The 26,881-nt window shown below is 45.6% G+C and carries 21 protein-coding genes and 2 tRNA genes; 15 read left to right on the plus strand and 8 right to left on the minus strand.

Going from position 1 to position 26,881, the window contains the following annotated elements; genetic code table 11:
• Positions 1-6: 6 nt before the first annotated feature.
• From luxO to L4D76_RS05390, 4 genes are all read right to left on the minus strand, one after another.
• A complete protein-coding gene (luxO, locus tag L4D76_RS05375) occupies positions 7-1,440 on the minus strand; it encodes a quorum-sensing sigma-54 dependent transcriptional regulator LuxO (protein ID WP_428439907.1) in 1,434 nt (477 codons plus the stop codon).
• A gap of 552 nt (positions 1,441-1,992) precedes the next feature.
• A complete protein-coding gene (gene uvrB / locus L4D76_RS05380; RefSeq protein ID WP_428439908.1) occupies positions 1,993-4,017 on the minus strand; it encodes an excinuclease ABC subunit UvrB in 2,025 nt (674 codons plus the stop codon).
• 1,128 nt (positions 4,018-5,145) lie between these two features.
• Positions 5,146-5,221, minus strand: a tRNA-Asn gene (locus tag L4D76_RS05385).
• A 54-nt stretch (positions 5,222-5,275) separates the two neighbouring features.
• Positions 5,276-5,351 (minus strand) — tRNA-Asn (locus L4D76_RS05390).
• A 357-nt stretch (positions 5,352-5,708) separates the two neighbouring features.
• Between L4D76_RS05390 and rsxA the strand changes: the two genes are divergently transcribed.
• From rsxA to gloA, 8 genes are all read left to right on the plus strand, one after another.
• The gene (gene rsxA, locus L4D76_RS05395) at positions 5,709-6,290 is read left to right on the plus strand and encodes an electron transport complex subunit RsxA (protein ID WP_428439909.1); all 582 of its coding nucleotides are present in this window, start codon (positions 5,709-5,711) and stop codon (positions 6,288-6,290) included.
• A gap of 1 nt (position 6,291) precedes the next feature.
• Positions 6,292-6,873 carry an electron transport complex subunit RsxB gene (gene rsxB / locus L4D76_RS05400; RefSeq protein WP_428439910.1) on the plus strand — a complete coding sequence of 194 codons (582 nt, stop codon included), beginning with the start codon at positions 6,292-6,294 and terminating at the stop codon, positions 6,871-6,873.
• Between the two features lie 2 nt (positions 6,874-6,875).
• The gene (rsxC, locus tag L4D76_RS05405; RefSeq protein ID WP_428439911.1) at positions 6,876-9,119 is read left to right on the plus strand and encodes an electron transport complex subunit RsxC; all 2,244 of its coding nucleotides are present in this window, start codon (positions 6,876-6,878) and stop codon (positions 9,117-9,119) included.
• A gap of 3 nt (positions 9,120-9,122) precedes the next feature.
• On the plus strand, positions 9,123-10,172 hold the full coding sequence (gene rsxD / locus L4D76_RS05410; RefSeq protein WP_428439912.1) for an electron transport complex subunit RsxD: 1,050 nt from the start codon (positions 9,123-9,125) through the stop codon (positions 10,170-10,172).
• A 12-nt stretch (positions 10,173-10,184) separates the two neighbouring features.
• Positions 10,185-10,820, plus strand: a complete 636-nt coding sequence (rsxG, locus tag L4D76_RS05415) for an electron transport complex subunit RsxG (protein ID WP_428439913.1) — start codon at positions 10,185-10,187, stop codon at positions 10,818-10,820.
• On the plus strand, positions 10,817-11,515 hold the full coding sequence (locus tag L4D76_RS05420; protein ID WP_428439914.1) for an electron transport complex subunit E: 699 nt from the start codon (positions 10,817-10,819) through the stop codon (positions 11,513-11,515). Before rsxG ends, L4D76_RS05420 begins: the two co-directional genes overlap by 4 nt.
• Positions 11,516-11,624: 109 nt before the next feature.
• Entirely contained in the window at positions 11,625-12,266 is a 642-nt protein-coding gene (nth, locus tag L4D76_RS05425; protein WP_428439915.1) for an endonuclease III, read from the plus strand.
• A gap of 85 nt (positions 12,267-12,351) precedes the next feature.
• Positions 12,352-12,744, plus strand: a complete 393-nt coding sequence (gloA, locus tag L4D76_RS05430) for a lactoylglutathione lyase (RefSeq protein ID WP_428439916.1) — start codon at positions 12,352-12,354, stop codon at positions 12,742-12,744.
• A gap of 349 nt (positions 12,745-13,093) precedes the next feature.
• On the opposite strand, the gene motY is transcribed toward gloA, so the two are convergent.
• Positions 13,094-13,945 carry a flagellar protein MotY gene (motY, locus tag L4D76_RS05435; protein WP_428439960.1) on the minus strand — a complete coding sequence of 284 codons (852 nt, stop codon included), beginning with the start codon at positions 13,943-13,945 and terminating at the stop codon, positions 13,094-13,096.
• Positions 13,946-14,139: 194 nt separating this feature from the next.
• Here motY and rnt point away from each other — a divergent pair, with 194 nt between their 5' ends.
• The 3 genes from rnt to L4D76_RS05450 all read left to right on the plus strand — a co-directional run bounded on the left by rnt (position 14,140) and on the right by L4D76_RS05450 (position 19,083).
• Positions 14,140-14,805, plus strand: a complete 666-nt coding sequence (rnt, locus tag L4D76_RS05440; protein ID WP_428439917.1) for a ribonuclease T — start codon at positions 14,140-14,142, stop codon at positions 14,803-14,805.
• Positions 14,806-15,269: 464 nt separating this feature from the next.
• Complete coding sequence (locus L4D76_RS05445; protein WP_428439918.1) at positions 15,270-16,514, plus strand: outer membrane protein transport protein; 1,245 nt, start codon at positions 15,270-15,272, stop codon at positions 16,512-16,514.
• 61 nt (positions 16,515-16,575) lie between these two features.
• Positions 16,576-19,083 carry a VolA/Pla-1 family phospholipase gene (locus L4D76_RS05450; RefSeq protein WP_428439919.1) on the plus strand — a complete coding sequence of 836 codons (2,508 nt, stop codon included), beginning with the start codon at positions 16,576-16,578 and terminating at the stop codon, positions 19,081-19,083.
• Between the two features lie 69 nt (positions 19,084-19,152).
• Here L4D76_RS05450 and L4D76_RS05455 read toward each other — a convergent pair whose 3' ends face one another.
• Positions 19,153-19,758, minus strand: coding sequence for a peroxiredoxin (locus L4D76_RS05455; RefSeq protein ID WP_428439920.1), 606 nt, complete (start codon positions 19,756-19,758; stop codon positions 19,153-19,155).
• A 309-nt stretch (positions 19,759-20,067) separates the two neighbouring features.
• Here L4D76_RS05455 and L4D76_RS05460 point away from each other — a divergent pair, with 309 nt between their 5' ends.
• The 3 genes from L4D76_RS05460 (at position 20,068) to L4D76_RS05470 (ending at position 23,937) form a co-directional block, all read left to right on the plus strand.
• Complete coding sequence (locus L4D76_RS05460; protein ID WP_428439921.1) at positions 20,068-21,390, plus strand: Na+/H+ antiporter family protein; 1,323 nt, start codon at positions 20,068-20,070, stop codon at positions 21,388-21,390.
• Positions 21,391-21,943: 553 nt separating this feature from the next.
• On the plus strand, positions 21,944-23,266 hold the full coding sequence (locus tag L4D76_RS05465) for a response regulator (RefSeq protein WP_428439922.1): 1,323 nt from the start codon (positions 21,944-21,946) through the stop codon (positions 23,264-23,266).
• A gap of 53 nt (positions 23,267-23,319) precedes the next feature.
• Positions 23,320-23,937, plus strand: coding sequence for an Hpt domain-containing protein (locus L4D76_RS05470; protein WP_428439923.1), 618 nt, complete (start codon positions 23,320-23,322; stop codon positions 23,935-23,937).
• Between the two features lie 70 nt (positions 23,938-24,007).
• On the opposite strand, the gene L4D76_RS05475 is transcribed toward L4D76_RS05470, so the two are convergent.
• Entirely contained in the window at positions 24,008-24,352 is a 345-nt protein-coding gene (locus L4D76_RS05475; protein WP_428439924.1) for a Grx4 family monothiol glutaredoxin, read from the minus strand.
• A 254-nt stretch (positions 24,353-24,606) separates the two neighbouring features.
• Here L4D76_RS05475 and sodB point away from each other — a divergent pair, with 254 nt between their 5' ends.
• Positions 24,607-25,191, plus strand: coding sequence for a superoxide dismutase [Fe] (gene sodB / locus L4D76_RS05480; protein WP_428439925.1), 585 nt, complete (start codon positions 24,607-24,609; stop codon positions 25,189-25,191).
• 136 nt (positions 25,192-25,327) lie between these two features.
• Here the strand turns inward: sodB and asd are convergent, their stop codons facing one another.
• Complete coding sequence (gene asd / locus L4D76_RS05485) at positions 25,328-26,443, minus strand: aspartate-semialdehyde dehydrogenase (protein WP_428439961.1); 1,116 nt, start codon at positions 26,441-26,443, stop codon at positions 25,328-25,330.
• Positions 26,444-26,881 lie beyond the last annotated feature (438 nt).

The raw sequence follows: 26,881 nt of genomic DNA on the forward strand, positions 1-26,881 counted from the left end.
CCTGTTTCAACCTGTTGTTTCCTGCCAGGTTTGTAATTTTCTGTATATGGTTGAAGGACTAACTTCCAGTAAACCTGCAGCACGCGGAATGTTTCCATTACAGACATTAATTGCAGCCTGAATCGCACGTTTTTCAACCACCCAAAGCGGCTCAATCATCGATCGCCGACTTTGTTCAATATGTAAATTTGCACCAAGTTCGATTGGACGATTTTGAATATCTGGTGAACTATTTATGGAAGATGCAATTTCAACGCCAGCTATACTGTTTATCGGCGGTGGAACCATTTGCAAAGTCACTTCTTCGCCCGCATTTAATACCACTATATTCCGGATGACATTCTGCAACTCTCGTACATTGCCAGGCCAGGAGTGTGATTTAAGTAACGCAATAACATCTGGCGAAAAGCGACTGAAGTTTTTTCCTTCTTCCATCGACATTAAAGCCAGTAAAGCATGGGCAATTTCAATCATGTCATCACTGCGATCACGCAAAGGCGGCAGTTCAATAGGAATAACGTGTAACCTATAATACAAGTCTTCCCGAAAGCGCCCTTCTTGCACTTCCACCCAGGGGTTTCGGTTCGTCGCACAAACAAAACGAACATCGACCGTGCTGGTTTTTGAAGAGCCCACTTTCTGATAAGTGCCGGTCTGAATAAAACGCAGCAACTTACTTTGTAAATCTAAGTCCATTTCGCAAAGTTCATCGAGGAACAATGTTCCCTGATGGGCAAGCTCTACCGCTCCCTGACGCTCAGTTGAAGCCCCGGTAAATGCCCCTTTCACATGGCCGAACAACTCACTTTCAATCAACTCTTTTGGAATTGCGGCACAGTTTAAGGCTATGAAAGGTTTGTCATTTCGTGGACTGGCAGCGTGAACAGCCTCAGCACAAACTTCTTTGCCGGTGCCGCTTTCTCCGGTAACAAATACCGTCGCTTTACTTGCCGCCGCTGATTCGATCACACGATATACCGCTTGCATCGGAATACTGTTGCCAATGAACCCTTGATATTGCGCGCCACCTTGCTTGGATTGAGAAGCTTCCTGCGTTTGGCAGCCTTCCTTCAAAACATTGTTAACGGTAATACGCAGCCGATCAGCTTCACAAGGTTTGATTAAAAAATCCTGAGCGCCATATCTCATGGCTTCAACGGCAACATCAATCGATCCATGAGCTGTCATTATCACGACAGGAAGGTTGCCATGCTCACGCCGAACCGCTTCCAGCACTTCCATGCCCGTCATGTCGGGCAAGCGTAAATCAAGAAGGATCAGATCAGGAACAATATCCTGAATGAAGCAGAGTGCTTCTCTTCCCGTGCCGACGATATTGACACTAAGCCCCAGAGGGTTGAGGTAAGATTTATACAACGCCGCAACAGAGGCGGTGTCTTCTACCATCAATACTTGCCGTTGTTTTGCCCTGCTTTCCATTGCCACCCCAGACCTAAGTTCCATGAACCCATTTTAATCAATACAAGTAATTATATTGCCACGATTTTTCATTCGTTCACCGTCTCACTATGAATCGCATAACGGTTTGCAAAATGCGAATAACAACTCCAGTTTAGCAAATAAATATGACAAAAATATCTTTATCATAGGTAAAAAGTACAAATCATTATCGCAAAAAAAGTTGGCACGATGCCTGCATTATATAAATTGACTCTGAATGAAGAGTCAACCTAGCCAACTGACGTTGTTTGTGGATTTTTTTCACTAAAACAATGAAGCCAACCGAAATATTTATCGGTTGGTTTTTTTTTACCTGAAAATCAGTGAAGGGACGAGCTAATACTCTTTCACATAAACTATGAATAGTTGAAGCTCCCAAACTTGTCATCCCGGAATAGAGGAACGAGATATCCGGGATCCAGTTCTAACCATGCACTCCTTAGATTCCGTATAAGTTCGTGCCTCACTTTACGGAATGACGATGTTTGGTAACTGAACTCGTCAAAACATCTGTGATGAAGTACTAGTCGCTTAGCTGTTTACAATAAACTGCTGTCGGAGAGTATGGATCTTGTCACGGGTTTCGGCGGCTTTTTCAAACTCTAAGTTCTGCGCCAAATCATACATTTCAGTTTCCAGCTTCTGAATTTCCGTTTCCAGTTGCTGCGGTGACATGCTGGTGTAAGTTCCCTTGCTTTCTGCAACCCTGTTTAGCTGGGCTGCTTTATTGCTCCTTGAGCGAGAACTTGGCTTACCCAGCTCCAGGATATCACCCACTTTTTTATTCAGCGCCTGAGGCACGATGCCACGTTCCTCATTATAGGCATGCTGTTTTTCACGGCGGCGGTTGGTTTCATTGATCGCTCGCTCCATCGAGCCCGTGATTTTGGCGCCATATAAAATAGCACGCCCTTCCAGGTTACGAGCCGCACGGCCAATAGTCTGGATCAACGAACGTTCAGAACGTAAGAAACCTTCTTTGTCGGCATCAAGTATCGCCACCAGCGACACTTCAGGCATATCCAGGCCTTCTCGTAACAAGTTGATCCCAACCAGAACATCAAATTCACCGAGACGCAAATCGCGAATGATCTCCACCCGCTCAACCGTATCAATATCGGAGTGAAGATAGCGCACCTTAACGCCATGTTCAGCCAGGTATTCCGTTAAGTCTTCCGCCATGCGTTTCGTCAGCGTCGTAACCAGAACACGCTCCCCTTTCGCTTCACGAATATGAATTTCTGACAATAGGTCATCAACCTGTGTGGCAACCGGCCGAACCTCGATGATCGGATCGAGCAGTCCTGTCGGACGCACAACCTGCTCAGCTATATCACCACCGGATTGTTCGATTTCATATTTACCCGGCGTGGCAGACACATAAATGGTTTGTGGGGCTAATGATTCGAATTCTTCAAACTTCATCGGACGATTATCCAATGCTGAAGGTAGACGGAAACCGTATTCGACAAGGTTTTCCTTTCGAGAGCGATCACCACGATACATAGCACCAATCTGCGATACCGTGACATGAGATTCGTCGATAATTAGCAGGCCGTCGGCGGGCAGATAATCAAATAACGTCGGAGGCGGCTCACCCTCGGCACGTCCACTGAGGTAACGAGAATAGTTTTCGATCCCTGAGCAAAAGCCCAGTTCGTTCATCATTTCAATATCAAATTGAGTACGCTGGGCAATACGCTGCTCTTCGACCAATTTATTATTATCCATTAATTGTTTACGGCGTATTACCAGCTCATCTTTGATCTTATCGATCGCTTCCAGTATTTTTTCGCGCGGGGTGACATAGTGGGTCTTCGGATAAATCGTACAACGAGGTAAATCGCGTTGCTGAACCGCACCGGTCAGCGGATCAAAAACACTAATACAATCAACTTCATCATCAAACAGCTCAATGCGAATCGCATCATGCTCAGATTCTGCCGGGAAGACATCGATCACTTCACCCCGAACACGGAAAGTACCGCGCTCAAATGCCATATCGTTCCGCTTGTATTGCAGTTCGGCTAAACGACGCAGAATATCACGCTGATCAAGCATATCGCCACGGCGAACATGCAACATCATTTTTAGGTAGGAGTCTGGATCACCCAGGCCATAAATCGCTGATACCGAAGCAATGATGATCACATCACGACGCTCCATCAGCGCTTTAGTCGCCGACAACCGCATCTGCTCAATATGTGCATTCACCGACGCATCTTTTTCGATAAAGGTATCCGTCGTCGGCACATACGCTTCAGGCTGGTAATAGTCATAGTAGGAAACGAAATATTCCACCGCATTATCAGGAAAAAATTCTTTCATTTCCCCATATAGCTGCGCTGCCAGCGTCTTGTTAGGCGCCATTATGAATGTGGGACGATTTGCTTTCGCAATCACATTCGCCACAGTAAAAGTTTTACCTGAACCAGTTACCCCTAACAGTGTTTGATGAGCAAGGCCAGCATCTAACCCATCAAGTAGTTGATTGATCGCAGTAGGCTGATCACCCGACGGTGAAAAATGAGAAGACAGTTCGAACACTTTGCTCATGCTTAGTTTCCGTTGGAGGGGAAGACAATACTCAGTTAGCTATTTTGCTACTGTGAGCAAGCATGTCAATAAACGAACAGAGATTCTCCGGATGAAGTTCTGAACTATATACAGGTAGATCCTTCTTCGGTCGACAGCCAGTAACAAGCATATCGTTAACTAACAAGTGATGATTACTTGGGTAGTTAGCGGCTGACGAAAAAAGCCCAGATAACCTATCTGGGCTTTTTTATACCCTTTTCACTCAGATATCGGGTTCTAAATGCGAATAAATAATAAGAAAATGAAAAGTAGGGATTGATCAAATTTTTCCATAGGCGTATTATCACCGCCCACGGAGTTAATCACTCCCAGAAAGATTAGAAAAACCGTCTTGCAAATGCAGCATAAAATTCCTTTTCATCATAACTATTGATGAGAATCATCCACAGCTTTTTCAGATCTTGATTTGAATCAATTCACAGTTATCTTTGTTCAAAATATAGTCTAAAGCATTTATTCTAATATCTTCGTAACATCTCTTCTTTGCTATTAATTCCTATTTAATAACAAATGCTTATGCTCATGATTTCACACTAGGCAGGTCAAGACTGATCAACTCTTCCTTTATACATATTACGTTTTTCTAACATCCATCAACACAGTTATCCACAGTTTCCGTGGATAACTAACTAAAGCCCCTGTCAGTTCTAGCCCCAAGAAGATCAAGTGTTTTTTGATGTAATATTTTACAACCAATTAATGACGAGTGATTACTCTTGAGAAAGCGCTCTTCATGCAATAAAGCAGTGACACAAGCACAAAAAAGTCCTATTCGAAGATGAATCTTTTATGTAACTCTCTTTGCTGAACTTGAGTGGAAGGCACCTATTGCCTTGACTCATTGATTGAGCAGATTAGTTCTTTATCAATGAAGCCAAACAGTCGTCATCCCAGAAACCGCCAGACAGTGGACTTACAAACTTGCTCAAGACTTATCTGGCGGTTATCAGGGATCCATTTGCGGTGAAATTTAAAGGCCTTACATTCCGATCGGGTTCTTCATGGCTGGCGGGATCTGTGACAATTATGGCAAAGCAGTAATCATCAGGTACAAAAAAGCCCCATCCGAAGATGAGGCTTTTAATGTGGCTCCCCTTGCTGGACTCGAACCAGCGACATACGGATTAACAGTCCGCCGTTCTACCAACTGAACTAAAGGGGAATTATCTCTGTGCTTTAGCGCATATAATCATGCTATCTGCGATAAGGCTAAATTTGGCTCCCCTTGCTGGACTTGAACCAGCGACATACGGATTAACAGTCCGCCGTTCTACCAACTGAACTAAAGGGGAATCACTCTGTTTACGAGGCTGATATTAGCTAGGCTCCTAAAATGTGTCAACCATAAATCTTTCAAAAAATAACCGACCGGCGACACTTTCAACACTTTGTTGTTTGCTTAATCACCGATACCAATCAACAACTGTCTCCCCCTTAATATTCACTGCCATTTGTTACTGCACGCTCATGGCTTTCAGAAGGTCAGGTGGGGTATTGATAAGCGAATTAAAACCTTATCCCCACCATTAGTACGCTGAACCATTGATAAAAAGACCATCAATAACGAAAAACCCTGCTTCAGAGGAGTTGTTATAGCCTGAACAAAGGATGATAATATGCAGATCCCTTTCAATCATAATTAAGATGGTATGACTGAATACCTGCTACTACTCGTAGGTACAGTGTTGGTTAACAACTTTGTACTGGTGAAATTTTTAGGCTTGTGCCCTTTCATGGGGGTATCAAAGAAACTGGAAACTGCAATTGGTATGGGGTTAGCAACCACATTTGTGCTGACTCTCGCTTCTGTGTGCGCTTATCTGGTTGAAGCCTATATTCTGGTGCCTTTAGGCATTCAATACTTACGCACCCTCAGCTTCATTCTGGTGATCGCTGTCGTAGTACAGTTCACAGAGATGGTGGTACACAAAACCAGCCCTACTCTCTATCGTTTACTCGGGATTTTCCTCCCTCTTATCACCACCAACTGCGCGGTGTTAGGCGTTGCCCTGTTAAACATTAACGAACGTCATAACTTCATTGAGTCGGTTATTTACGGTTTCGGTGCGGCTGTCGGATTCTCTCTGGTGCTCGTTCTGTTTGCCTCTATGCGTGAGCGAATTGCGGCTGCCGATGTGCCTGAACCCTTTAAAGGTGCCTCAATCGCCATGATTACCGCAGGGCTGATGTCTCTTGCCTTTATGGGCTTTACTGGATTGGTGAAAGTGTAAGATGAGCGGAATTTTAATTGCAGTGATTGCAATCGCCGTTTTAGCCGCAATTTTTGGTCTTATTCTCGGCTTTGCTTCTATTCGTTTCAAAGTCGAAGCGGATCCTATTGTTGAGCAAATCAATGCAATCCTGCCCCAAACCCAATGTGGCCAGTGCGGTTACCCGGGTTGTCGTCCCTATGCAGAAGCCATTGCAAATGGTGATGAAATAAATAAGTGTCCTCCGGGTGGTCAGGCAACAATCGAAAAACTGGCCGATCTAATGGGAGTTGAAGTTCAGGATTCGGCACATAACGAAGATAAAGGACTGAAAAAAGTCGCCTTTATTCACGAAGACATGTGTATTGGCTGTACTAAATGTATTCAAGCATGTCCTGTCGACGCCATTGTTGGTGGCACAAAAGCACTACATACAGTCATTAAAGAGGAATGTACCGGTTGTGATCTTTGTGTCTCACCTTGCCCTACTGACTGTATTGAAATGGTGCCGGTTGAAACCACACCGGAAAGCTGGAAGTGGGATCTAAATAAGATCCCTGTTGTTAACATTCCTGCAGAAACTAGCGCCAACAAGGTAGAGTAACCATGCTGTCAATCATAGAACAATTAAAACAAGGCCAGTTATGGGACTTCCCGGGGGGTATCCACCCGCCGGAGCAAAAAAACCTGTCAAATCAATCTGAAATATCAGAAGTCATCATTCCTGATGAGTTGGTACTTCCCCTCAAACAGCATATCGGTGCTGTGGGTGATATTTTAGTTTCAGCTGGCGACAAAGTTGTAAAAGGTCAGCCGCTGACACACGCTGATGTGGCATTGAGTGTACCGATCCATGCACCGACATCCGGTACAGTCAAAGCGGTGGAAGCACGTACCATTGCCCACCCTTCCGGCTTGGCTGATTTATGTATCATCATTGAGCCTGATGATGAAGATCGCTGGGGTGAACGAAAAACTATCAGCAACTATAACGATATAGAAGCTGCCGATCTGATTGAGCATATTCGCCTGAGTGGTATTGCCGGTATGGGCGGTGCAGGCTTCCCTGCCGGACGAAAACTGCAAAGTGGTTTAGGTAAAACAGATCTGCTTATTATCAATGCCGCCGAATGTGAACCTTATATCACCGCTGATGACCGTCTGATGCAGGATTATGCTGCCGAAGTGATCGAAGGCGTTCGTATTATTCGCTACATTCTGAAACCGGCACTGACGGTTATCGGCATTGAAGATAACAAGCCCGAGGCGATCAACGCCCTGAAGCGCTCTGTCTCTGAAGACGATGGTATCTTGATCCGCGTGATACCAACCAAGTACCCGTCCGGTGGTGAAAAGCAGCTGATCAAAGTACTGACCGGTAAAGAAGTACCGCAAAAAGGCATTCCTGCCGATATTGGCATCATGATGCAGAACGTCGGTACTGTTCATGCGATTAAACGCGCTGTTATTAATGGTGAACCACTGATCCAACGCGTGGTCACTTTAACCGGCAACACCTTTAAGCAACCGGGTAATGCCTGGGTGCTATTAGGAACACCCGTTAACTTTCTGCTGAATCAATTCGGGCATAAAGCCGATAAGAAACTGCCGCGCGTCATCATGGGCGGCCCGATGATGGGTTTTACACTGCCACATTGTGATGTGCCAATAACCAAAACAGCCAACTGCATTCTTGCGCCGACCCGTAAAGAAATTTCACCAGCCAATCACGAGCTGGCATGTATTCGTTGTTCCGCATGTGCTGAAGCGTGCCCGGTTTCACTGCTGCCGCAACAATTGCAATGGTATGCAAAAGATCAAGATTTCGCCAAGTGCGAAGAATATAACTTATTCGACTGTATTGAATGCGGTGCTTGCGCCTATGTCTGCCCAAGTGAGATCCCGCTGGTTCAGTACTATCGCCAGGCAAAAGCTGAAATTCGAACCCGTAAACAAGATGAAGCTAATGCCGAGCGAGCAAAACAGCGTTATGAAGCCAAAACTGCGCGTATGGAGCGAGATAAGGCTGAACGCGAAAATCGCTTTAAGAAAGCGGCAGATGATCGTCGTAAAGATGTGGCAAGCGCCGGTGGTGATGACGCCGTTGCCGCTGCAATTGCACGGGTAAAAGCCAAGCAAGCAGCATCGGCCAGTGCCGAGAAGAAACCAGCCGTCGCCGCGGCAATTGCCCGTGCTAAGGCGAAGCAGGCATCGGCAGCACAAGCTACTGCAGCCACGTCTGATGGCTCTTTAGTAGATACTTCTTTACCCGATAGCTCCTTACCTGATAACCGGGAAATGGCGAAGCTTCGTGAAGAACGTAAGCGCCTGGCTCGCGAGCGTAAAGCTGCTCAGCAGGCTCAGACTGAAACAGCTGATGTGACCGATACGGCTGATGTCGATCCCAAAAAAGCCGCTGTCGCTGCTGCCGTCGCCCGTGCCAAAGCGCGAAAAGCGGCTAAGCAGGCAGCTCAGGCGGAAACAGCTGATGTGACTGACACGGCTGACGTCGATCCCAAAAAAGCCGCTGTCGCTGCTGCCGTCGCCCGTGCTAAAGCACGTAAAGCCGCCCAGCAGACAGAGCAAGCCCAGACTGAAACAGCTGATGAGACCGACGCTGCTGATGTCGATCCCAAGAAAGCCGCAGTCGCTGCTGCCATCGCCCGTGCCAAAGCGCGAAAAGCTGCTCAGCAGGCAGAACAGGCTCAGACTGAAACGGCCGATGTGACCGACAAGGCTGAACTCGATCCCAAAAAAGCCGCTGTCGCTGCTGCCGTCGCCCGTGCTAAAGCGCGAAAAGCTGCCCAACAGGCAGCAAAAGAAGCTCAACAGAATAACGAGGAAAACTAAACCGTGGCTTTTAATATTGCCAGCTCACCCCACACGCATAGCCGTCGCAGTACAAGCGACATCATGCGAACTGTAATTTTATGCACCGCATTAGGCGTTGCTGCACAATGGTTCTTTTTTGGCTGGGGAACATTAATTCAGATCCTTTTGGCCTCTGTTGTCGCGGTGACTTCTGAAGCCGCTATCATGAGATTCAGAAAACGCCCGGCTCTGCCATACATTAGAGATAACAGTGCATTGCTGACAGGCGTGTTACTGGGCATATCGATCCCGCCACTGGCACCATGGTGGATCACAGTCATTGGTGTGGTGTTTGCCATCGTCATTGCCAAACACCTCTATGGCGGATTAGGCCAGAACTTATTTAACCCCGCGATGGTGGCTTATGTGGTTCTGCTGATCTCTTTCCCCGTACAGATGACAACCTGGCTGCCGCCATTATCATTAAGTGCAGAATCTGCAACACTGACTGACAGCCTGTTGGCGATTTTCACTGGCTTTACCCAAGATGGTTTTAGTGTTCATCAACTACGTTTATCGGTTGATGGCGTAACCATGGCGACCCCTTTAGATACGCTGAAAACATCATTGACCACAGGACTGACAACTACTGAAGCAATGGCAAAACCTGTATTTGGCACCATTGCAGGCGTTGGCTGGGAATGGATAAACCTGGGTTTCTTACTCGGCGGGTTAATCATGCTGAAAATGCGGGTGATCCAATGGCATATTCCTGCCGGTATGTTGGGTGCGCTCTTTGTGATCAGCAGCGTCGCATTTCTGCTTAACCCAGATGGTACGGCATCACCTCTTTTTCACCTGCTCTCAGGAGCAACCATGCTAGGTGCTTTTTTCATTGCCACTGATCCTGTATCGGCATCAACCACAATAAAAGGTCGTATTATTTTTGGCGCGCTGATTGGTGTGCTGATATATCTGATCCGTACCTGGGGCGGCTTCCCTGATGGTGTTGCTTTCAGTGTGTTACTGGCGAACATGTGTGTCCCTTTAATTGATTACTACACTCGCCCTCGTACATACGGCCATTCCTAGGAGCGCACGATCATGCTAAATGCAATGAAGAAAAACAGTGGTGTGCTGGCCATTTTTGCGCTGCTCGCAACCTCCTTGGTTTCTGTCACACATTTGCTGACTAAAGATAAGATCATAGAGCAGCAGCAAAAAGAACTGCTCAAAGTACTGAATCAGGTAATACCTGCGCAGAGCCATGACAATGAGCTACACAAAAACTGCACGGCAATCACCAACGAGCAATACTTAGGTACTTCAGCACCAATGCCGGCTTACATCGCAGAAAAAGCCAATGAGCCAACCGGTGTCGCCATTGAAGCTATTGCTCCGGATGGTTATAACGGTGCAATCAAGATCGTTGTTGGTCTGGATATGAAAGGCTTTGTCACTGGCGTTCGTGTGCTGAGCCATCAGGAAACGCCGGGGCTCGGTGATAAAATCGATACCCGAGTGACAGACTGGATCTACAGCTTTACCGGTCAAAAGGTACAAGGCGAAAAAGATCCTGCCTGGGCGGTACGTAAAGATGGCGGTAACTTCGACCAGTTTACCGGCGCAACGATCACACCGCGTGCGATTGTGAAAGCCGTTAAAAATGTATCACTGTATTTTGAACGCCATCAACAGGAACTCCTTAATCAACCTCTGAATTGTCAAGGTGAATCATGAGCCTGAATAAAGAACTGATGAAAAATGGCCTGTGGAAAAATAATCCGGCCATTGTTCAACTACTGGGCTTATGCCCCCTGCTGGCAGTGTCTGCCACCGTCACCAATGCATTAGGCTTAGGTCTGGCAACAACTGCCGTATTAGTCGGATCCAACCTTATTGTGTCGCTGGTACGCCAGTGGGTACCCTCAGAAGTCCGCATTCCCATTTTCGTCATGATCATTGCGTCTCTGGTTACCTGTGTTCAATTATTAATGAATGCCTTTACCTATGGCCTTTATCAGTCCTTAGGCATTTTCATTCCACTTATTGTAACCAACTGCATCATCATTGGCCGTGCAGAATCTTTTGCATCCAAAAATGATCCTCTTCCAGCAACGCTTGATGGCTTATGGATGGGACTTGGTATGACTTCTGCGCTGGTTGCGCTAGGTGCAATGCGGGAAATTTTAGGTAACGGCACGTTGTTTGATGGTGCTGATCGTCTGCTTGGAGACTGGGCCGCATCTCTGCGCATTGAAGTCTTCAGCTTTGACAGTAGTTTCCTGTTAGCCATGCTGCCACCCGGTGCCTTTATCGGTGTGGGCTTTATGATTGCCCTGAAAAACGTTATCGATAAGAAACGCGAGCAGAAAACAGCAGCGGCTGAGAAAAAAACCACGATTGAGCGTGTACGTATTACATCTGCCAACTAAGAGCAGAGTATTTATCTCGGATCTGCAGACATTTAAAAACGGGCAAGCTCAACCTTCGACACCAGCTTAAGTGTCTGCAGATCCGGTCAGTCAGGAAGCCATATATACTATGAACAACGACAAACGTGTTCAGATCCTTGAACGCCTTCGAGCAGAAAATCCCCACCCGGAAACCGAGCTAAAATGGAGCTCGCCATTTGAACTGCTGATCTCGGTACTACTGTCCGCTCAGGCGACAGATGTCAGTGTCAACAAGGCAACAGACAAACTCTACCCGATTGCAAATACGCCCCAAGCCATCTTTGATTTGGGGGTTGATGGCATCAAGGAATACATCAAGACTATCGGTTTGTTCAATTCAAAAGCCGAGAACGTTATTAAAACCTGCAAAATTTTGCTGGAAAAACACGGTGGTGAAATACCGGAAAACCGTGAAGCGCTTGAAGCCTTACCCGGTGTTGGCCGTAAAACGGCGAATGTGGTGCTGAATACCGCCTTTGGCTGGCCGACTATCGCCGTCGATACCCATATCTTCCGGGTATCAAACCGTACCAAATTTGCCATGGGCAAAAACGTTGATCAGGTTGAAGAAAAGTTACTCAAAGTAGTTCCCAAAGAATTTAAAGTCGATGTCCACCATTGGTTGATCCTTCATGGTCGCTACACCTGTATAGCCCGTAAGCCACGCTGCGGTAGCTGTATCATTGAAGACCTTTGTGAGTTCGAAGAAAAAGTATATCCGGACGAGTAATACCAATCGATATAGCTCTAGCGGTTTAATCGATAATTTTAATAACATCACAAACAGGCGAAAGCCCTGAACATTGGAGAGCCTTATGGCAAACGGACGTATTCTTCACACTATGCTAAGGGTTGGCGATCTTGACCGCTCTATTCAATTTTATACTGATGTAATGGGGATGGAACTGCTTCGTAAGCGTGATAACGAAGCTTACAAATACACGTTGGCTTTTGTCGGTTATGGTGATGAAACACAAGGTGCCGTGATTGAACTGACTTATAACTGGGGAACGACAGAATACGACATGGGTAATGCTTTCGGCCACATTGCGATTGGAGTTGAAGATGTCTATGCCACCTGCGCCGCCATCAAAGCATCCGGTGGTAATGTCACCCGAGAACCGGGACCGGTGAAAGGCGGAACAACGCATATCGCTTTTGTTCGCGATCCAGATGGCTACCAAATCGAACTGATCCAGCGAGCATAGATAGCAGGTTCGAGAGACTAGAAAACTAGATACTAGTACCTAAACACAGTGAAGATGATTGATTGAAACGGTCAAAGTCCGTCATCCCAGAAACCGTCAAACACTGAGCTTGCAGGCTTTCTCAAAACTCACCTGGCGGTTATCAGGGATCCATCATGCACTGAAGGTTCAGTGGACTGTGGATCCCCGATAATCGCTACTGTAAATACAATCGATAATGAAAAGATCAGCATTAAGCGATTTCGAGGATGACGACGATTTGGCTTCATCGATAAAAAACTAATCTGTTCAATCAATCATAATTAATGAGTCAAGGTACTAGATAATACTCGAACCATCCACATCAGTTCTAAATTATTGTTCTGCCTAACGAAATCACAACACGCCGGTTTTTATTACGACCGATAGGTGTTGAATTATCAGCAATCGGGCGGCGCTTGCCATAAGCCTCAACCTGAATCCGGTTTTCCGGCAAGCCCATCGACATAAAGTATTCTTCTAATTTCTTCGCCCGGCGTTCAGACAAGTTCTGATTCACATTTTTCCCGCCATGTGAATCGGTATAAGTGGCAAGCAACACTAAATCAATATCATCACTGTAACGAACAAAGTCCGTGATTTGTGCCAATCGCTTCTGTGACGCCTTGTTCAGCTCATCACTATCACTGTCATAATGCAGTACCGTAAAGGCGATATCTTCAAAGCTATAAGGCAACAAGTTATCCAGGCACTGACTGAACTGCTGATATGGCGTTTGGAAAGATACCGCAGCAAGCGAAACTTCTATCATTTTGTTTCGGTGCTGCCAGTCTTTATAACTAAAAGTAGGATAGCGGCCACTTTCCAACTCACTCAACATCGCCCAGGCCATCTGGCCTCCGACATAACCATCGAATTGTTTAAAAAACGTCAATCGGGTAATCGGCTCTGCGGCGTCGCCAGGCATCCAGCGAGCTGGCATAGATATCAGGTTAACATCGCGTGTTTCACCCATTGGACGGCGCATTTTTAATTCAAAATCAAGGTTGATTTTCTTTCCGGCCCTGGAGGTAAATTGCGCTTCTCCGTAGCTCGGAATGGCATGGATCATCCGGCATTCTAATGGCGTATCAACAGCGACCTTCCAGCTCGATTGCGCCGGCGTTGCCACATATTGTTTCGTTGCCTGCGCAGGAAGACTCATCATCAAGCCCGCCAGCATCGAGGCATTCAACCATGCCATTTTTGAAAAATTGTTCATACCATTCCAACTACGTCGATCGTAATGCTACCTATTGTATCGAATCCTCACAGAAAATCTTTAGCCGCCTTTGTATCGACATTTCCTGTCTGAAGGTTTAGCTCCGTTTCTGAATCTGACATAATGCCCGCCTACTTTATATCGACAGCAGTGTTATGAGCGAAGATAACGAACTAAATACATTAAAAAGTCGCTTTCGCGGCTATTTCCCCGTGGTCATTGACGTTGAAACTGCAGGTTTTAATGCCAAAACGGATGCACTACTTGAGATCTGTGCCGTCACCCTGAAAATGGATGAAGATGGTTGGTTAAAGCCCGCCACCACCATTCATTTCCACGTTTCGCCATTTGAAGGCGCGATCTTAAATAAAGAAGCATTAGAATTTAATGGTATTCGTGACCCCTTCAGCGCACTTCGTGGCGCTGTGTCTGAAGAGACCGCTTTAAAAGAGATCTTTAAGAAGATCCGCAAAGAACAGAAAACAGCAGATTGCTCGCGTGCCATTATGGTGGCACACAACGCAAACTTCGATCATAGCTTTGTGATGGAAGCCTCCGGGCGAGCGAAATTAAAACGCAATCCATTTCATCCATTCGCAACCTTTGATACTGCAGCATTAAGCGGTCTTGCCTTTGGTCAAACAGTATTAGCCAAGGCTTGTAGCACGGCAGATATTCCATTTGATAATAAGGAAGCTCACTCAGCACTCTATGATACGGAAAGAACTGCTGAACTATTTTGCAAAATTGTTAACAAATGGAAAGAATTAGGTGGCTGGCCGCTTTTAGCACCTCAAGCGGAAGAAAAACCTGAGTCATAAAAAGTCAAACAAACGAACTCATCGGACCACCTCTCAAGCCCAGCATTGCTGGGCTTTTAGAATGAAGTTTCAAACTGATACCAAAAAAATAGCAGCACTTTTTTGTGAGATCGTTAACAAATAGAAAAAAATTGCTGGCAGGCCACTTTTGACACCTCAAACAGAAGAAAACGAATTGTCTTAATAATTAAACACCCAAATCTAATCAGACCTCCTACGAGCCCAGTCTTGCCGCGCTTTTAGAATGATGTTTTCAAACACCCATTTCATTTTAAACGGCCGTTTAAAACATAAAAACAAAACCCCCTCTAACTACGTGATATTCATAGCTTAAATCTGTGATTACAAGCAATTAACATTACGCTCAACCTCCTTATACTGATCCGGCATATAAATGGTTGTTTTTCCTTCATGGACTGAAGAACAAGAAGCAGAATCAAGTTGTATAATAGAGAGGCAGTATAATGTCCGTACAAATAAGATACCCCGTTCTTGCCGTAGCCGTCGCCATAACTTCACTTAATGCAAGTGGCGCAGGTTTTCAGGTATCAGAACACTCCGCTTCCGGTCTAGGCCGAGCTTTCGCTGGCGAAGCGGCAATTGCAGATAACGCAGCAGTGCTGGCCCGTAACCCCGCCGCTATGACCCTTTTCAAAACAGCTGAACTTTCTGGTGGATTAAGCATTGTCGACCCGACGGTTGATGTAGATGACAATACAAAAGATCAGTCTGCGAAAGATGTTGCCCCGATGGGCTTTATACCCGCAGCTTACTATATTCATCCGATCAATGACCGCTGGGCGGTCGGGCTGGCACTGTTTTCCAACTATGGCGTCGCAACCGAGTACCCTGCAGATTTTAATGCGGGATCATCAGCCGGTGAGACATCGCTGACAACAATTAACCTGAACCCGAATATTGCTTATCGTATTAACGATCAATTCAGTATTGGTGGTGGTGTAAGTCTTGTCTACGGTGATGCTGAGCTTGAACGTTATTATGGCTCATTGGGTCCTTTGTTCGGAAAAGCTGCGAGCGACGAAACCATCAAGATGGAAGGGGATACTGTTGAGTGGGGCTGGAACATTGCGGCTCTTTATGAAGTCAATGAGAATCACCGTTTTGGCCTGAGCTACCGTTCACAGGTTGATCTCGATTTTGAGGGCGATTTTACTGATTACTCCGGCGGAATTACCGGAACCCCCAATAATGTAGTCACCGGTAAACTACCTGTTGTTCTACCAGCCATTGCTGAATTCTCCGGCTATCACGCGCTAAATAATCAATGGGCTGTTCATTATAGCGTGCAGTGGACCCAGTACAGTAAATTTGAAGAACTGCGTGCAACAAGTGACGAATGTAACCCCGGCTATGATGGCGAAGCAGATGTTTGTCTGATGAAAGATGAGGATTATGACGATCAATTCCGCTGGGCTTTAGGCGCAACCTACATTCTAAACCCTGAGTGGACCCTACGTGCCGGTTTTGCTTTAGACGAACAAGCAGGCAAAGCGACCCTGAGTATTCCTGATACAGACCGCTACTGGTACTCAGCAGGTGCCACCTATACCTACAACCCAAATATGTCGTTTGATCTTGGTTTCACCTATCTGCGTGGTAAAGAAATCACCTTCGAAGAAGATGGCAGCTCTTTCACCTCTACAAGTGATGCGTTAATCAGCGCTGCTCAAATCAATTATAAATTCTGAAGGTGATATTCGGCGCTCAAGGCCACCACCAAACAACAGCGGAATACGGAGCCAATTAATTATGAAAAAACACATTCTTGCGGTACTTATCGCATCGACAATCGGTTTAACCGCCTGTGGCGATGAAACTGGGTTAGAAGGTAACCCAACGATCTCTTACGAATCCCACATTGCTAAAAGTTTACAAGCACCAACCAAAGTAGATTTCACCTTACTAGGTGCTGATGCCAATATACCTTTGCCTAGTTTCATGTTAATGGACACAACAGATGGCACGTTGAATATTCCTGACGGAGGTGACTCGTCACTCTCTAACCCGAAAGTTGCAATGGGAGCCGTTGATGGCTGGAGTCCTAGCCAGCCTATAATCATTCCATTTATTGGTGTAGATCTGGAACCAACAAGTGCCGCTGGTAGCGTCTACATGCTCAAAGTTGACGACCCTCGTAAAGGGGCGGACATGCAGATCTTAGAGGTATTAGATGAAGGAACCCACTTCGTTGCACAACCAAAAGGCAGCACATTATACATCCAGCCGATGAAGCCCTTAGATGAGAAAAGTAACTACATTTTTGCTGTCACCAATAAGCTCTCTGATACTCAGGGCAAATCTGTTGGCTTGTCCAGCTCTTATGCCGAGCTGAAAACAAAAATGAGAGTACAAACCATTGAGCCATTGAAAACAGCTCAGGGATTAACCTATCTTATTGAAGGGACATTTGCAGCAAAGGCAGGTGTTGATGCGGAAAGTATCATCTACTCCAGCTGGTTTACTACCGCTTCTGTCGGGGATGTACTTGATACAACCAAAACCGTCATCGCACAATCTATTGCAACGGGTAACCCTGGGAATATATGGAAAGGGGAAGCTAAACCCAAAGATCTTGATTTGAGTACCCTGTATTCGATTGTTCTTCCAGAGATTGGTGTGGATTTAGCTGATGCCATTGATGCAGATCTGATTCTTACTAATCTTGTGAAAAGTGAGGCAGATCCAAATGGAGCAGCCGCGAAGCAAGCTCTGAAAGATGCCTATGCAACCTATAAAGCTGCTGGCCTTACCATCAAGGTCTACAAAGGAACTGTCGATCTGCCTTATTTCCTAAATGATGACACCACCAACGAAGCATGGAAAAAAACACCATGGGAAAGTGCGGTACCGAGCCTGGCAAAAATCGGTAATGTGATGGAAAGTGGCACCGATGCTGATAAAGCAGCACTGGCACAATCACTGTCTGGGGTGGATATCGCCAAATTATTAACTGGTGATCCAGCAGAAATGGTTAATCTGATTGGCCTTGAAGGCAAACTGGCAGACGGTAGCCAACTGGATTCAGAGCGCCAGATCAACTGGTTCAGCCCGATACCGAAGATCAAATCGATGAAACCAGTACCGGTACTGGTATTTATGCCAGAGTCTGCTTTGATTCCGGATGATGATGGCCCTGGGGTTGTTATTTACCAACACGGTATCACTTCGGTTAAGGAAACGGCTTACCTGTTTGCTGCCAACCACATGGGCATCGCTACTCTAACAAACGGTGGTGGAGCCGTTCCTACTTCCATACCTAAGGCAGTTATTGCCATCGATCACCCACTACATGGCGAGCGGGCGCTCCTCGATAAAGATGGCAAACCTAGCATCATCACGACACCAACCACCGCTGATGTGTATATGAACCTGGAATACCTCAATGTTGCCCGGGATAATATCCGCCAGAGTATCATTGATGGTCTGGGACTACGCGCTTCCCTCACCAACATGAAACTTAAAGCTGACCCTGTACTAGGTGCAATTAACCTGTCAAAAATCAGCTTCTTTGGTCATTCATTAGGAGCAATTACAGGTATAGGAACTTATGGTTTTGGTAATCAGTCTCTTCCAGCACCTCTAACGCCGTTGGATTCATACTTTAACTTTAGCTCCGGCGCCTTTGCCAACCCTGGCGGTGGTATCCCATCGCTATTGCTTGAATCAAAAACATTCGGCCCGACAATCAAACACTCATTGCTAATAGGTGCTGAAAATGCAGCCTATGAGTCAGTCTGTGGAAGCGCTGTTGATGGCGGAGCCTGCTTCACCGGATTCTTTGATGAACTAGATACTGATACAAAAGGTGAAATTAACGGCACTCTCAGCTCATTTGCCTATGCCGCACAAACTGTACTGGATACCGTCGACCCGTATAACCTGGCGTCCAGCGTTGAAGGTCCGGTCTATGTCATGCAGGCACATCTGGATTCGGTGGTACCAAATCAAACTACAACGTTTAGTAAGATGGGCGGGACACAGCCTCTGGTGAAACAACTTAGTAACCAAGCGGGGCTTGCTAAAATCACCGTAACCCAGATGGTCGAAGTTCAGGGTATTGCTGAGTTCAACAAAAACTCAGAAGCACAACATAGCTCGGCTATCGCACCTCAGTATGTAGATGGTGATAAGAACGCGATTGACAAAACTGTTGCGGATAATGCTACCAAAGAAGCACAGACTGAGATTGCCACATTCATCGCACTAGACGGCCAAGGCGTTGTTGTCGGAGTCGAAGGCGGCGATTTAATCAACTAACTGACTGACTAAACAAAAAAGGCTAACCAACCGGCTAGCCTTTCTTTTATCTAATTAACTGAAAATTAATTACAAATCATCAGTATGCTCAGACAGGTACGCTGCAACCCCTTCCGGTGATGCATCCATACCCTCTTTACCTTTTTCCCACTGCGCCGGACACACTTCACCATTCTTTTCATGGAACTGAAGCGCGTCGACCATACGCAGCATCTCATCGATATTACGCCCAAGTGGCAGATCGTTCACAACTTGATGGCGAACCACGCCTTCTTTATCAATAAGGAAAGAACCACGGAAAGCGACACCAGCTTCTGGGTGCTCAACATCATAAGCCTGACAAATCTCATGCTTGGTATCAGCAATCAATGGATATTGCACAGCACCAATACCGCCGTCTTCAACGGCCGTATTACGCCACGCATTATGAGAGAACTGAGAGTCGATAGAAACACCAATCACCTCGACCCCTTTCGCCTGAAAATCTGCATAGCGCTTATCAAACGCAATCAATTCCGACGGGCAGACAAAGGTGAAATCGAGCGGGTAGAAAAAAATTACCGCGGGTTTGCCTTTAATGTTTTCAAACAAGTTGTAACTATCTACAATTTCACCGTTTCCAAGCACCGCAGCAGCAGTAAAATCGGGAGCTGGACGGCCTACTAATACACTCATGGTTAACTCCATTAACTATTTGCGTTTAAAACGACAGTAACAGATTGTTCTGTCTACTAATAAAGCAATATTGATTATAGACAAGCCGTGGTGAGACGACTAAGACATCAAGCGCAATGCCAATAAAATTCCGCACAGGCATCAATTTTTTCTCGACATGTCAGAAAATTTCAGCAAACTGAATGCTTTTGAGCAAAACATTCAAAAAAGACAATAAAAACGGGCAGAATAGTTACGTCACTCACATAATTAGTCAGCTTAATAAAAATTTACACATATGACACAACACAACGGATGGACCTTAGTTTTATGAACCCAGTAGTTATTTCGGTATGCGTCATGCTTGTACTCGCTCTGATGCGAGTCAATGTAGTGGTTGCGCTTACCTTCAGTGCCATTATCGGTGGCCTGCTCGGCGGAATGCCACTTGCAGAAACCGTTTCCGCCTTTGAAAGCGGCTTAGGGGGCGGTGCAACGACGGCTCTGAGTTACGCCATGCTTGGTACGTTTGCTGTGGCGATCTCTCGCTCTGGCATTACGGACGTTCTGGCACAAAAAGTCATTAAACGTATCAGCGGCCATGAAAATGCTGCCGCGGCAACAGGCGTTAAATATAGCGTTCTCATCATTTTAGTTTTACTTGCTATCTCTTCTCAGAACGTTATTCCTGTTCATATCGCGTTTATTCCGATTGTCATTCCGCCGTTACTCCATGTTTTTGCAAAATTGAAACTTGATCGCCGCCTGATCGCATGCGTGCTCACGTTCGGCCTGGTGACGCCGTATATGGTACTGCCGGTCGGTTTCGGTGGCATTTTCCTTAATAATATTCTGCTGAAAAACCTCCATGACAACGGCTTGGATGTCACTGCAAGCCAGGTTCCGGTAGCCATGATTTTACCTGCAGCGGGTATGATTTTCGGCCTGCTACTTGCGACGTTTGTAAGTTACCGAAAACCACGTGAATATTCAGAAGAAAAGATCCTGGCAAGCGAGCCGGAGCACGCTGTAATCAACATGCGCCACGTATACATTGCCGTCGGTGCTATTGTTGCAGCACTGGGTGCCCAGTTATACAGCGGTTCGATGATCATCGGCGGCCTGGTCGGCTTCATGGTTTTCACGTTTGGTGGTGTGATTAAGTGGAAAGAAACACACGATGTGTTTACCCGTGGTGTTCACATGATGGCTATGATTGGGTTTATCATGATTGCTGCCGCTGGTTTTGCGTCGGTAATGAAAGCCACTGGTGGCGTTGAAACCCTGGTCAGCTCACTGTCTGCTGTGATTGGTGACAACAAACCGCTTGCGGCCCTGCTGATGCTGATTGTCGGCCTGCTTGTCACTATGGGGATTGGCTCTTCTYTCTCGACGATCCCAATTCTGGCAACCATCTATGTACCGCTGTGTCTGACCTTTGGTTTCTCACCGATGGCAACCGTGGCACTGGTTGGTACTGCTGCGGCGTTGGGTGATGCGGGCTCACCAGCCTCTGACTCAACCTTAGGCCCTACGGCGGGTCTGAATGCCGATGGTCAACACGAGCATGTGTGGGAAACCGTTGTCCCGACCTTCCTTCACTACAACCTGCCGCTTATCGCATTTGGCTGGTTAGCATCCATGGTGCTGTAAGACTTCATAAACTAGGGTCTGTTTATCTTTCAACATAATTGCTGCTGGAGACTATTTTTTCAGCTAACAAGGCGGAAGATATGCCATGTAGTTGCCCTACTTAAATACCTGACAACGCAGTTAGATGGAAAAATAGCCCCAGCCCTTCGGGTAAAGGCTAAAAAATCTTCATACTGCGTTACTCAGAGCTCATTTAGAATACTAAACTTCTCTCTTCGTGCCTTGTCTGAAGACTTTTTAGTCTTTACAGCTGCAATGTTGAAAGATAAATAGACCCTTATACCAAAGACCGCTTCGGCGGTCTTTTTTTTCGACTGTGACTTACCAAGCAAAATATAATCAACTACGTGCACATGACGGATTAATGCACTATCTTTAATATCTACTATTGAGCTTATTTTGCCGCTTACAATCAGCAACTTACTCTCGCATCTGAACATGAATACGTTAATGGCAGGGGAAGAATTACTAGGGCCTGTTTATCTTTCAACATTGCAGCAATGATGTTGAAAGATATACAGGCCCTAACATACCCCTTTGATGGAGCCGTTATATGGACATACTCGCTCAATCGACCTACCTGATCATTGATGACAGCAATATTATCCAGAGCGCCACCCGCGCCATACTGATAAAGCTTGGCGTACCAACCAACAACATTGTCAGTACCGCGAATGCGAGAGAAGCGTTAGCTGCCTGCAGAGATCGCCAATTTAATATATTGCTTATCGATCACGATCTTGGAAGAGGCAGTACAGGACTCCAATTGCTGGAATATCTTCGCCACAAAACGCTAATCAAAGAACAAGCCTTAGTTTTTATTGTTACTGGCAACGACAGCCAGGATATTTTTTACGGCTATTCGCAATTTGAACCCGATGGTTACCTGATCAAACCAATTTGTGCAGATGATATCATTACACGTGTCTCTGCTGGTTTAGTCAGGCGCCGATTTTGTCAATCGCTGACACAGGCATTCAATCGAAACGGGCTAGCCGATGTTAAACCGTTATTTGCTACTGCACCCAATACCTCCGCATTAAAAGAAGGCATTATTTTTATTGCGACGAAACTGATCAAAAAAGAACTGTACGATGATGCCTTTCCTATGCTCTCAGGCCTGCTAAAACATCACAATTATCTGCCAGCCCAAATCATGCTAATCGAAATCATGGTAGCTAAGAAGCAATTCAAACCCGCTTTGGAGCGGATAAATGAGTTAATGGAGACGAATAAGAACAACATCCGATTGCTCAACCTCAAAGCCAATATCTGTATTACAGCAGAAATGGAGACAGAAGCGGAAAAGGCGATGCGCAGTGCATTGGCACTCAACGCCAGCAATATTGAACATTCACTCAATCTGGCCTGGCTATTTCTGTCACATGATAATATTTCACATGCAAAACCTTTGCTTTTGCAACTGGCAAGTCTGCTAACCCATTCAATGTGGGATAACTCAGGCCGGCGAGCGCTGTCGGTATGGGGAGAACTTTACGATTTACCGCAAAACGAACTTAAATCCTGGCGGGCAGAAACCGCCTGGATACGATTAAGTAATGAAAAACAGGGAGTCATCACTTCAAAGGGAGCAATCAAAGCGATACGTACTTTGCACCTTCTGCGTTTAGATTATCCTGATAAAGCTAAAGAAATCCTTTCTTCCATCATCGACAGTGAAATCACTGATGTTGAAACGGGCTATCTGATTTGCCGAGCCTATCTGGATTTAGGGTTGCTTGAAAAATTCACCCAACTTAGCGAGTCAATCATTGCAGAGTTAGCTCTGAAAGACACATCGCTTTCTCAGTTGCAAACTTTCGCTATCAGGAAGCTTAAAAGGAATGAAACGCAGTTATTATCAGCCACCAGCTGAGCGCTAGTTTTCAGAGGACTATAAACAATGTCGATGACAAATCGGGGTTATCTATGGCTACAATAATTATCTTGTTAACGCTGTTACTCATTGCCATCATCATCTGGTGGAGCCGCACTATGGCAATGAAAAATGCCAGGCTTCGTCTAAACAATTTAGCCAATATTGAAGCAGACTCTGTTGATACCAAAACCGATGAGTTCGCTGACTTATTCGGTGCCATTGATGAAAAGCTCAACGAAGAAAATTCAGAAGCAATACTCACGACCGGTGAGTTCCCCTGCCAACGGCCAACTGAGAATGGCTCACAGCCTTGTCACCAGAGATCGTCGGATACAGCTAAAACAATAGATACCGACCGACTGATAATGCTGTTTGAAGATAAGAACATGGTCAATGAATTAATCCATGATTTTATCAACAGCCACCAGCAAGACATGGCCCTGTTAGAACAATCTATCAAGCAGGGAAACCTGACAGAAATGAGGTCCATAGCCCATCGTATGAAAGGAGTCGCCAGGACGATGGAATGCGACCAACTGGCAGATCTGCTAGAGCAAATAGAAAAAGCAATAAGAGAAGAAAAGCTTACCTCTGATGCCTATTCAATCAAAACAATTCAAGCACTGACCCAGCAAATGCTTACCGAACATCACCATGAACGTCTATAGCTTGATACAAAAAGCCCCGACACATGTTCGGGGCTTTTTACAACACATCACAGATTCTGATGCTAGCAGATCACTCTGCTGCTGCTGCGTCGTCGTCACGACGGGCTGCCGCTTCTTTGATCAATGGCTGAAGTTCACCTTTCTGGAACATTTCCAGAACGATGTCACAACCGCCAATTAGCTCACCTTCAATCCACAGTTGTGGGAAAGTCGGCCATTGCGCATAAACAGGTAGTTCAGCACGAATATCTGGGTTTTGCAGAATATCTACGTAAGCAAATTTCTCACCACATGCCATTAGTGCTTGTGACGTCTGAGATGAAAAACCACAGCTTGGCAGTTTTGGAGAGCCTTTCATGTACAACAGAATAGGATTCTCAGCGATCTGTTGCTTAATCTTATCAATGGTTTCCATAGCTTCCTCGTTACGACAATTTGCTTATATATGAGTTTTACATACATCATTCTACTTTGTCACGAACCGGAAAAAAATGCCTATTATTTATATGGATATTCTTAATCGCTTTTTTACCGATAAATGCTTTTAATAAAGTAAAAACTTGCTAAAATAAACTAAGTCAGATTCAAAACTATAAAGTAGACCTGAAGTCTACCGGAAGCAATGTCGAGGGCTTGCCCTCTCAAATACTAAAATGGAGAAATTGAGCAATGGCATTCGAATTACCCGCTCTACCGTACGCAATCAACGCTCTTGAGCCACATATCTCTCAGGAAACGCTGGAATACCACCACGGTAAACACCACAACACTTACGTTGTTAAGCTAAACGGCCTGATTGAAGGTACTGATCTAGCAGCAAAATCTCTTGAAGAGATCATCAAAACGTCAACTGGTGGTGTATTTAATAATGCAGCTCAGATCTGGAATCACACGTTCTACTGGCACTGCCTAAGCCCTAACGCTGGCGGTGAACCAACAGGCGAAGTCGCTGATGCTATCGTTAAAGCCTTCGGTTCTTTCGAAGAGTTCAAAGCAAAGTTCACAGATTCTGCAATCAACAACTTCGGCTCTTCTTGGACTTGGCTTGTTAAGAAAGCAGACGGCTCTCTAGATATTGTTAACACGTCTAACGCAGGTACTCCACTAACAGAAGAAGGCGTAACACCGCTTCTAACTGTTGATCTGTGGGAACACGCTTACTACATTGATTACCGTAACCTTCGCCCAAGCTACATGAACGCGTTCTGGGCACTGGTAAACTGGGATTTCGTAGCGAAGAACCTGGCAGCTTAATTGCTCTGATTCGATAGCTGATACCAATCTAGACAATTGTCCAGGTTGGTATTAATAAGCAGCTATAAAAAAGACCTCGCATTGCGAGGTCTTTTTATATTACCCGAAACGGCAATTATTATGCAGCTTTGATCCGTCAGGCTTTTTCAGCCAAAATAATACGCAGTGTACGACGTAGTGGCTCCGCCGCACCCCATAGCAACTGATCGCCAACCGTAAAGGCATTAAGGAAATCATCGCCCATTGCCAATTTGCGTAAGCGGCCCACTGGAACAGATAGCGTACCTGTTACTTTCGCCGGACTCAGTTCCTGAACCGTAACATCACGGTCATTCGGGATCACTTTAACCCAGTCGTTATGTGACGCGATCATCTCTTCAATTTCATCAAGAGGAACGTTTTTCTTCAGTTTCAACGTTAATGCCTGACTGTGACAACGCATCGCACCAATACGTACGCAAGTACCGTCAATTGGAACCGGATTATCTTGCAGACCCAGGATCTTGTTGGTTTCAACCGATGCTTTCCACTCTTCTTTACTCTGGCCATTGTCACGCTTCACATCAATCCACGGAATCAACGAACCCGCGAGCGGAGTACCAAATTCCTGTGCCGGGAAGTTTGGAGAACGAAGTGTTTCAGCGACTTTACGATCAATATCCAAAATGGATGTTGCAGGATTAGCCAGCTCGCTAGATACCGTATCGTTAATCACTCCCATTTGGTTGATTAACTCGCGCATATTTTTCGCACCAGCACCAGAAGCCGCCTGGTACGTTTGTGAGGTCATCCATTCAACCAGACCTGCCTTATACAAGCCACCCACTGCCATCAGCATCAGACTGACTGTACAGTTGCCGCCAACGAAAGTGCTGGTACCAGAATGAATTCCTTGTTGAATTTGTTCGAAGTTAACTGGATCTAACGTAATGATCGCCTGATCATTCATACGCAGTGTCGAAGCCGCATCAATCCAGTAACCTTTCCAGCCAGCTGCACGCAATGCCGGATAAACTTTCTCTGTATAGCTGCCACCCTGACAGGTAATGACGGCATCCAGTTGTTTTAAGCTTTCAATGTCAAAAGCGTCTTGCAGTAAGCCGGCATCTTTACCCAAATTAGGAGCAGGAATGCCTACTTGTGATGTCGAGTAAAAAACAGGCTCTATAAAGTTGAAGTCACCCTCTTCAACCATACGCTGCATTAACACGGAACCAACCATGCCACGCCAACCGACTAAACCAACTTTCATCATTGCTTACTACACTCCCTGTTCTTAATTACAAACAAATCTCGTTAATTGTCATGCTGTGCTACTTAATGAGATTGGTATTTCTACTCCCATCTATAGAGTTTTAAACACCGAAAAACAAGCATAATCTGAAGAAAACGCATAAAAAACCTTCACTGTCCCAATTGTGATGGTTTTCCTGTCCAGGAAGGATTGTATTTATCTACCTATTTATAGCGTTTATCTCAGGTGGTCATGCCGGGCTAGAAATACACCAGCTAACGATTAATAAGCCACCTCTTATGGGGATGATTGCGTATTTTACGAGTCTAAATCTCTTTTTATCGCTCAGTCCGCCAAATACTTAATAACCATGATTTTTTGAAAATAGCCCTTCATCCTGATAACCTAATATTCAACAGATAATAAGGTTGATAACCCAAGAGATAACCATCAGGC

Origin of the sequence: Photobacterium sagamiensis (assembly GCF_050337085.1) — a bacterium.
Taxonomy (GTDB): domain Bacteria; phylum Pseudomonadota; class Gammaproteobacteria; order Enterobacterales; family Vibrionaceae; genus Photobacterium; species Photobacterium sagamiensis.

Coding starts and splice junctions, on each gene's coding strand:
- L4D76_RS05470 (WP_428439923.1), top strand. CDS start 23,320: ATGGCTACAATAATTATCTTGTTAACGCTGTTACTCATTGCCATCATC.
- L4D76_RS05450 (WP_428439919.1), top strand. CDS start 16,576: ATGAAAAAACACATTCTTGCGGTACTTATCGCATCGACAATCGGTTTA.
- asd (WP_428439961.1), bottom strand. CDS start 26,443: ATGAAAGTTGGTTTAGTCGGTTGGCGTGGCATGGTTGGTTCCGTGTTA.
- gloA (WP_428439916.1), top strand. CDS start 12,352: ATGGCAAACGGACGTATTCTTCACACTATGCTAAGGGTTGGCGATCTT.
- L4D76_RS05455 (WP_428439920.1), bottom strand. CDS start 19,758: ATGAGTGTATTAGTAGGCCGTCCAGCTCCCGATTTTACTGCTGCTGCG.
- rsxC (WP_428439911.1), top strand. CDS start 6,876: ATGCTGTCAATCATAGAACAATTAAAACAAGGCCAGTTATGGGACTTC.
- L4D76_RS05445 (WP_428439918.1), top strand. CDS start 15,270: ATGTCCGTACAAATAAGATACCCCGTTCTTGCCGTAGCCGTCGCCATA.
- luxO (WP_428439907.1), bottom strand. CDS start 1,440: ATGGAAAGCAGGGCAAAACAACGGCAAGTATTGATGGTAGAAGACACC.
- L4D76_RS05420 (WP_428439914.1), top strand. CDS start 10,817: ATGAGCCTGAATAAAGAACTGATGAAAAATGGCCTGTGGAAAAATAAT.
- rsxG (WP_428439913.1), top strand. CDS start 10,185: ATGCTAAATGCAATGAAGAAAAACAGTGGTGTGCTGGCCATTTTTGCG.
- rsxB (WP_428439910.1), top strand. CDS start 6,292: ATGAGCGGAATTTTAATTGCAGTGATTGCAATCGCCGTTTTAGCCGCA.
- nth (WP_428439915.1), top strand. CDS start 11,625: ATGAACAACGACAAACGTGTTCAGATCCTTGAACGCCTTCGAGCAGAA.
- rnt (WP_428439917.1), top strand. CDS start 14,140: ATGAGCGAAGATAACGAACTAAATACATTAAAAAGTCGCTTTCGCGGC.
- rsxA (WP_428439909.1), top strand. CDS start 5,709: ATGACTGAATACCTGCTACTACTCGTAGGTACAGTGTTGGTTAACAAC.
- L4D76_RS05465 (WP_428439922.1), top strand. CDS start 21,944: ATGGACATACTCGCTCAATCGACCTACCTGATCATTGATGACAGCAAT.
- sodB (WP_428439925.1), top strand. CDS start 24,607: ATGGCATTCGAATTACCCGCTCTACCGTACGCAATCAACGCTCTTGAG.
- uvrB (WP_428439908.1), bottom strand. CDS start 4,017: ATGAGCAAAGTGTTCGAACTGTCTTCTCATTTTTCACCGTCGGGTGAT.
- motY (WP_428439960.1), bottom strand. CDS start 13,945: ATGCTGGCGGGCTTGATGATGAGTCTTCCTGCGCAGGCAACGAAACAA.
- L4D76_RS05475 (WP_428439924.1), bottom strand. CDS start 24,352: ATGGAAACCATTGATAAGATTAAGCAACAGATCGCTGAGAATCCTATT.